Origin of the sequence: Streptomyces niphimycinicus (assembly GCF_018883605.1) — a bacterium.
GTDB classification, from domain to species: Bacteria; Actinomycetota; Actinomycetes; order Streptomycetales; family Streptomycetaceae; genus Streptomyces; species Streptomyces niphimycinicus.
Map to the genome: position 1 here is coordinate 1 of NZ_JAHLEM010000555.1, position 6,983 is coordinate 6,983.

The window sequence follows — 6,983 nt, forward strand, 5'->3', positions numbered from 1 at the left end:
CACGGCCGCGCGCGGCCGCGGCCGCATCGGGTTCGGCACCCGGTTCCGTACCCGGTTCCGTACCCGGCCGCGTGCCGGGGCCCAGCGCGGCGCTGCCCCGCGCAGCGGAGGCGCGCTGCACGCGGGGGCCTGGTGGCTGTGGGCGCTCGGGCTGGCCACGGCCGCGTCCCGGACCACCAACCCGCTGCTGCTGGGGCTGCTCATCGCGGTCGCGGGCTATGTGGTGGCCGTACGCCGCACGGACGCCCCGTGGGCCCGCTCGTACACCGCGTTCCTCAAGCTGGGCCTTGTGGTGCTGGCCATCCGGCTGTTCTTCGCGGTCTTCTTCGGCTCGCCGATCTCCGGGACGCGGGTGCTCTTCACGCTCCCCGAAGTCCCGCTGCCCCACTGGGCGCAGGGGGTGCGGATCGGCGGCCGGGTGTCGGCCGAGGGGCTGGTGTTCGCGCTGTACGACGGGCTGCGGCTGGCCACCCTGCTGATCTGCGTCGGCGCCGCGAACGCGCTGGCCAGCCCGGCGCGGCTGCTCAAGTCGCTGCCCGGCGCGCTCTACGAGGCCGGGGTGGCGGTCGTGGTGGCGATGACCTTCGCACCGCATCTGGTGGCGGACGTCCAGCGGCTGCGCTCCGCCCGTCGGCTGCGCGGCCGCCCCGACCGCGGGGTGAAGGCGCTGCTTCAGGTCGGACTGCCGGTGCTGGAGGGCGCGCTGGAACGGTCGGTGGCCCTGGCGGCGGCGATGGACGCGCGCGGCTACGGCCGCACCGCCCAGGTCCCGCCCGCCGTCGCCCGTACCACCACGGCGCTGACGCTGGGCGGGCTGCTCGGCGTCTGCTGCGGTACGTACGGCCTGCTCGCGGCCGAGGGCGCGGGCTACGGTCTGCCACTGCTGCTCGCGGGCCTCGCCGCCGCGCTCGGCGGACTGTGGCTGGGCGGCCGCCGCTCGGTGCGCAGCCGCTACCGCCCGGACCGCTGGGGCGTCCGGGCGTGGCTGGTGGCGGGGTCGGGTGCGGCGGTCGCGGCATTGATGATCCGGGCCGCCTCCTACGCCCCGGGGGCCCTCCAGCCATCCGTCGTCCCGCTCACCGCCCCGACGCTGCCACTGTGGCCCGCGGCCGGGGTGCTGCTGGGCCTGCTCCCGGCCTTCGCGGCCCCGGCCCCGCCACGGCCCACACCCCCCGAGCCCCTCCCAACGTCCAACGCCCCCGCCGCACCGGCCCCGGGCCGGGATCGACAGCGCCCGGCGTCGCCGGGCCCTGGCCGGAGCGCCCGGCCCGTTGCCGAGCCGGGGCCGGGACCACAACCGGGACCGGGCGGCACGGCGGCGGAACCGCGCGCGGATACGGCCGCTGACCCACTTTCCGACAACCACCCCACCGCACACACCCCGCCCGGCGCCCAAGGCGATGCGCGAGCCGGGGCGGGGGCCGAGGAGGCCAGCCCGTGATCCGGTTCGAGCAGGTGTCGGTCCAGTACGACGGGGCGGCGCGGCCCGCCCTCTCCGGGGTGGATCTGACCGTTCCCGAGGGGGAGTTGTGTCTGCTCGTCGGCCCGTCCGGGGTCGGTAAGTCGACACTGCTGGGTGCCGTCTCCGGTCTCGTACCGCATTTCACCGGTGGCACCCTGCGCGGCCGTGTCACCGTCGCGGGCCGCGACACCCGTACCCACAAGCCGCGCGAACTGGCCGACGTCGTCGGCACCGTGGGCCAGGACCCGCTCGCGCACTTCGTCACCGACACCGTCGAGGACGAGCTGGCCTACGGCATGGAGTCCCTCGGCATCGCGCCGGACACCATGCGCCGCCGGGTCGAGGAGACCCTCGATCTGCTGGGCCTCGCCGAGTTGCGGGACCGTCCCATCGCCACGCTCTCCGGCGGGCAGCGGCAGCGCGTGGCGATCGGTTCGGTGCTCACCACCCACCCCCGCGTCCTGGTCCTCGACGAACCGACCTCCGCCCTCGACCCGGCCGCCGCCGAGGAGGTACTGGCCGTGCTTCAGCGGCTGGTGCACGACCTGGGGACCACGATCCTGATGGCCGAGCACCGCCTGGAGCGGGTGGCGCAGTACGCGGACCAGATGATCCTGCTGCCCTCCCCCGGCGCCGCCCCGCTGTCCGGCGCACCGGCCGAACTGCTGCCGGTGTCACCCGTCCAGCCGCCCGTGGTGGCGCTGGGCGGCCTCGCGGGGTGGCGGTCGCCGATGCCGCTGTCCGTACGGGACGCGCGCCGCAAGGCGGGGCCGCTGCGGGAGCGGCTGGCATCGCTCACCCCCCGTGCGGTGGCCGATCCGCCGCCGGGCGATCCGGTGGGCGAGGTGGCGCGGCTGTCCGTGCGCCACGGCCGGGTCGAGGCGCTGCGCGGAGTGGACCTGTCGGTGCGGCCGGGCGAGACGGTGGCGCTGATGGGACGCAACGGGGCGGGCAAGTCCACGCTTCTGGCCAGTCTGGTCGGGCTGTACGAACCCGCCTCGGGGTCGGTACGGGTCGGCCCGGCCCGCGCCGTACCGCACCGCACCCGCCCCGCCGAACTCCTGCGCCAGGTCGGCCTCGTACCGCAGGAGCCGCGCGATCTGCTCTACGCGGACACGGTCGCCGCCGAATGCGCGGCGGCCGACCAGGACGCGGGCGCGGCGCCCGGCACCTGCCGTGAACTGGTCGGCCGACTGCTGCCGGAGGTGGCGGACACCGCCCACCCCCGCGATCTGTCGGAGGGGCAGCGGCTGGCGCTGGCCCTGTCCGTCATCCTCACCGCCCGCCCACCCCTGCTGCTGCTCGACGAGCCGACGCGCGGGCTCGACTACGCGGCGAAGGCCCGGCTGGTGGAGATGGTGCGGGGACTGGCGGCGGACGGGCATGCGATCGTGCTGGCCACCCACGATGTGGAGCTGGCGGCCGAACTCGCCCACCGCGTCGTCATCCTGGCCGACGGCGAGGTGGTCGCGGACGGGCCCACGGCGGAGGTGGTGGTGTCCTCCCCCGCGTTCGCCCCGCAGGTGGCCAAGGTGCTGGCGCCGCTGCGGTGGCTGACGGTGCCACAGGTGCGCGAGGCGCTGGAGGGAACACCGTGAGCGGGCAGCGCCCCCTGAGCGACGAGCCACACCGGGCCACGACGTACGGCACACAGCCGACCGCGACACACGGCACGGCGCCGACCGCGACCTCCAGCGGCCGCATCCGGGCCGTGCGCCTCGGCCCCCGCTCCGTGGCGGCGCTCGCCCTCGTCTCCGCGATCGGTGTCGTCGCCTTCGGGTGGCCGCTGTTCGCACCGGGCGACTCCGGGATCACCACCCACGCCGCCGACGCTCCCTGGCTGTTCGCCGCGCTGCTTCCGCTCCTGCTGGCCGTGGTCGTGGCGACCATCGCGGACACCGGTCTGGACGCCAAGGCCATCGCGATGCTCGGGGTCCTGGCGGCGGCGGGCGCGGCCCTGCGGCCGCTGGGCGCGGGGACGGCCGGGATCGAGCCGATGTTCTTCCTGATGGTGCTCTCGGGGCGGGTGCTGGGCCCCGGTTTCGGCTTCGTCCTGGGCGCCGTGTCGATGTTCGCGTCCGCGCTGCTCACCGGCGGCGTGGGGCCGTGGATGCCGTTCCAGATGCTGGCCATGGGCTGGGTGTCGATGGGCGCGGGGCTGCTGCCGGGCGCCGCCCGGCTGCGCGGCCGGGCGGAGTCGCTGCTGCTCGCCGGGTACGGGGCGGTGGCGTCCGTGGCGTACGGGACGGTCATGAATCTCCAGGGCTGGACCCTGATGCAGGGCATGGCCTCGGGGATCTCCTACGTCCCCGGCGATCCGCTCGGCGACAACCTGGCCCGCTTCGTGGCGTACTGCCTGACCACCTCGCTGGGCTGGGACCTGCCGCGCTCCGTGGTCACGATGGTGCTCACGCTCACCCTCGGCGGCGCCATCCTCAAGGCCCTCCGCCGAGCGACCCGCCGCGCGGCCTTCGAAGCCCCGGCCACCTTCGAGGACTCTGTCACTCCCAAGGACCCGGCCCCTTCCGACGCCCCCTAGACGTCACCGGCGAAGCCCCCCGCCCGGCACGGCGGGCACCGTGGCGACGGTGGCCAGAACGGCCGCCGTCGCCACGGATGCCTCGACCGCTCAGCCCTTTCAGGCAGTGGCGACGCGGCCGGCGTAGCGCTGCGTCCAGGCGGCGTCGGCGTCGGCGGTGACGACCACGTCGTAGTACCCCTCCTGGGTCGGCCACATGACGACCTTCGTCTCGCCGTGAGCCACCGTGACGTTCTGCGTACCGCCGAGGTAGTCGTTGGCGGTGAGCGTGTAGTTCACCGGCTCGGTGCCGTCGTTGTGCAACGTGAGCCGCACCTGGACCTCGCGCTTGGTGCCCCCGCCCTTCAGCAGGTCGACCGCCACGCGCGGGAGGCCACCGTTCCGCTTTCCGGCGGGCGCGACCTGGCCGGCGAAGGAGCGCACAAAACCGTCGTTGGAGTAGATCGAGAACGCGTACTTGCCGTCGTTGGCCTTGGCGTCCCAGGTGTACTCACGTGGATTGCTCGCCGTGACGGTGAACGGCGTGTTGGAGAATGCCTGGTACTTGTCGGGGAAGACCTGGAAGCTCATGGCCTTGCCCTTCGGGCCGCCGGTCAGGGTCATCTTGGCGGTGACCTTGCCCGACGCCCGGTCCTCCGAGATCACCGCGTGCGGATGAAAGCTCAGCGGGCGCGGCTTCATATGGTCGGCGGCGATCGACGGCGACTTCTCGGCGACCGGGTCCGCGAAGGCGGCCGGCCCCGGTTGCGGGTGGGCGAAGTCGACCGCGCTGGTCAGGTCGCCCGCGATCGAGCGCCGCCAATCGCTGATGTTGGGGCACCGGAACGGCTTGCCGAGGTGGTCCGCCCAGGTCTCGAGGAACTTGATCGTCGAGGTGTGGTCGAAGACCTCCGAGGCGACGTACCCGCCGCGGGTCCACGGCGAGACCAGCAGCATCGGCACTCGCGGACCGAAGCCGAGCGGATAGTCGCCGGCGTACTCGCGGGCCGTGCCCGGCTCGGGCCACGGCGGCAGCACGTGGTCGAACTTCCCGTCGTTCTCGTCATAGTTGAGGATGAAGAGGGTGTGGTTCCAGATATCGGGATTGCTCTGGAGGATGTCGAGCACCTTCTTGGTGTAGCGCTCGCCGTGCAGGGTGTCCGCGTCCGGGTGCTCGGACCAGCCGTACGGTGCCACGATCCAGGAGACCGCCGGCAGCGGGTGTTCCGCGCCCGGCTGACAGGCGTCGTGGAGGTCTTTGAGGACCGCGTCGAGGTTCTCGTCGGAGTCGTCGTTCGGCGAGGTCATGCCGGAGTAGTACATGGCGTTGCCGCGCCAGATCAGCCCGGTGCCGGGCCGCAGCTTCGGGTCGTCGGGGCTCAGCCCCTCCGGTTCGAACCCCTTGAAGTACTTCAGCTCGTTGTCGCCGTAGTCGCCGACCCAGGTGCTGATGTAGCCCTGTCGCCCGTTGCCGCTGTTGTCGGAGTAGAGCCGCCAGTCGATGCCGACCTGCTGGAGCTGCTCGGCCACCGTGGTCCAGGGACGGGAGTAGTTGGACTCATCGGTGTTGCCCGTCTCGCTGTTGGCGGTACCGCTCCACAGGTACTTTCGATTGGGGTCGGTCGGCCCGAACTCGGAGCAGAAGTTCTGGTCGGCGATGGTGTACTGGGCGGCGACGGAGTGGTAGAAGCTCATGTAGGCGTCGCTGTGGTAGTTCATGCAGCTCGCGCCGCTGTGCCGCACCCACAGATCCCATTTGCGATGGTCGACGTCGCCCCACGGCCCGTGGTCGTTGCCCCAGGCGCCGTCGTCGACCTGCGGGGTGACGATATTGCCCTTGCCGTCCTTCTGCTGGAAGACGGTGGTGCCGTCCTGGAACCGCAGCACCTGCTTGTCGTTGAAGCCGCGTATGCCGGGGAATGTGCCGAAGTAGTGGTCGGTGGACCGGTTCTCCTGCATCAGGATCACGACATGCTTCAGATCGGACATGTTGCCCTTGAAGCCATTCGGCAGGTTATGCCCCGGCCTCGTGGCGGCGTACGCGTCGCCCGCCGCGGGGTTGGCGCCGAGCACCAGCGCCCCGGCGGCGGCCCCGGTGCCCTGGAGGAACCGGCGGCGGGTGGTGCCGGTCGTCGTCCCGGGTCTGTCGCCGGGCTCGGACTCGGGCGTCGGCATGATCGGATCAGGGGTCATCGAGGCTCCTCATATGAGCATGGACAGTCGGGGATGGATGGCGCACCCCGCTCATCGAAGCGAGTGGACCGCAACCCCGCATGAACACCGAGCGAGCCATAATCACCGGAAAGGTTGCCGACTTCTGTGCGGTGTGTGACCTGCACCGCGGCCTTCGAGGCCCCAGCCGCCTTCGAGGCCCCCGCCACCTTCGAATCTCCGGGCGCGGTCGAGGCCCCGACCACTTCCAACGGCCCGGCCGCCGTCGAGACCTCGGCCCCTTCCGACGCCCCCCAGGGCGCGTGAAGTCAGTTCGAGCGCGAGCGAGCGTCCCGGAACCAGGTCACCAGAATCAGAGCCGAGGTGACGTACATGACGACGCTGAAGTTGGCCACGGACTCGACGTACTGCTCGTAGCCGTCTGCGCGCAACTGAAGCGCGAGGGAACCAAGCGCGGTCCCGAGCGCCGCGGTGGCGCCGGCGGTGGCGACAAATGGAGCCTTCGTCATAAGTGCTTCCTCCAAGCCACGAGACGATTGATCAAACACCGACATTACATGCATCACCATGTCAGGATCCGAGTGGCTCGGCGGCGGCCCCTAGGCCCTGTCCGGCGGATCTTCGCGGGCCCGCGACGCCTGGCACGGCACCTCGCCGCGTTGTCGGGATCGTCCGAGTACGACCCGGTACGAGGACGACCCTCCGCCTTGCGATGCACCGCACCAGACGCCGCGGGCTGATCCGCGAAGATCCACCGGACAGGGCCTAGAGCCGCTGAATAATCGTCCCCGTGGCCAGCGCCCCGCCCGCGCACATCGTGATCAGCGCGAA

At 72.3% G+C, this 6,983-nt stretch carries 6 protein-coding genes; 4 read left to right on the top strand and 2 right to left on the bottom strand.

The window, feature by feature from the left end; translation table 11 throughout:
* Positions 1 to 115 precede the first annotated feature (115 nt).
* From KN815_RS36030 to KN815_RS36040, 3 genes are all read left to right on the top strand, one after another.
* Entirely contained in the window at positions 116 to 1,441 is a 1,326-nt protein-coding gene (locus KN815_RS36030) for an energy-coupling factor transporter transmembrane component T (protein WP_216346055.1), read from the top strand.
* The gene (locus KN815_RS36035; RefSeq protein ID WP_216346051.1) at positions 1,438 to 3,060 is read left to right on the top strand and encodes an ABC transporter ATP-binding protein; all 1,623 of its coding nucleotides are present in this window, start codon (positions 1,438 to 1,440) and stop codon (positions 3,058 to 3,060) included. The genes KN815_RS36030 and KN815_RS36035 overlap by 4 nt, the downstream gene beginning before the upstream one ends.
* Positions 3,061 to 3,164: 104 nt before the next feature.
* Entirely contained in the window at positions 3,165 to 4,001 is an 837-nt protein-coding gene (locus KN815_RS36040; RefSeq protein ID WP_216346056.1) for an ECF transporter S component, read from the top strand.
* Positions 4,002 to 4,100: 99 nt separating this feature from the next.
* Here KN815_RS36040 and KN815_RS36045 read toward each other — a convergent pair whose 3' ends face one another.
* On the bottom strand, positions 4,101 to 6,173 hold the full coding sequence (locus KN815_RS36045; RefSeq protein ID WP_216346052.1) for an alkaline phosphatase family protein: 2,073 nt from the start codon (positions 6,171 to 6,173) through the stop codon (positions 4,101 to 4,103).
* Between the two features lie 135 nt (positions 6,174 to 6,308).
* Here KN815_RS36045 and KN815_RS36050 point away from each other — a divergent pair, with 135 nt between their 5' ends.
* Complete coding sequence (locus KN815_RS36050) at positions 6,309 to 6,458, top strand: hypothetical protein (RefSeq protein ID WP_216346053.1); 150 nt, start codon at positions 6,309 to 6,311, stop codon at positions 6,456 to 6,458.
* A gap of 2 nt (positions 6,459 to 6,460) precedes the next feature.
* On the opposite strand, the gene KN815_RS36055 is transcribed toward KN815_RS36050, so the two are convergent.
* Positions 6,461 to 6,661, bottom strand: coding sequence for an SCO3870 family protein (locus KN815_RS36055; protein ID WP_216346054.1), 201 nt, complete (start codon positions 6,659 to 6,661; stop codon positions 6,461 to 6,463).
* Positions 6,662 to 6,983 lie beyond the last annotated feature (322 nt).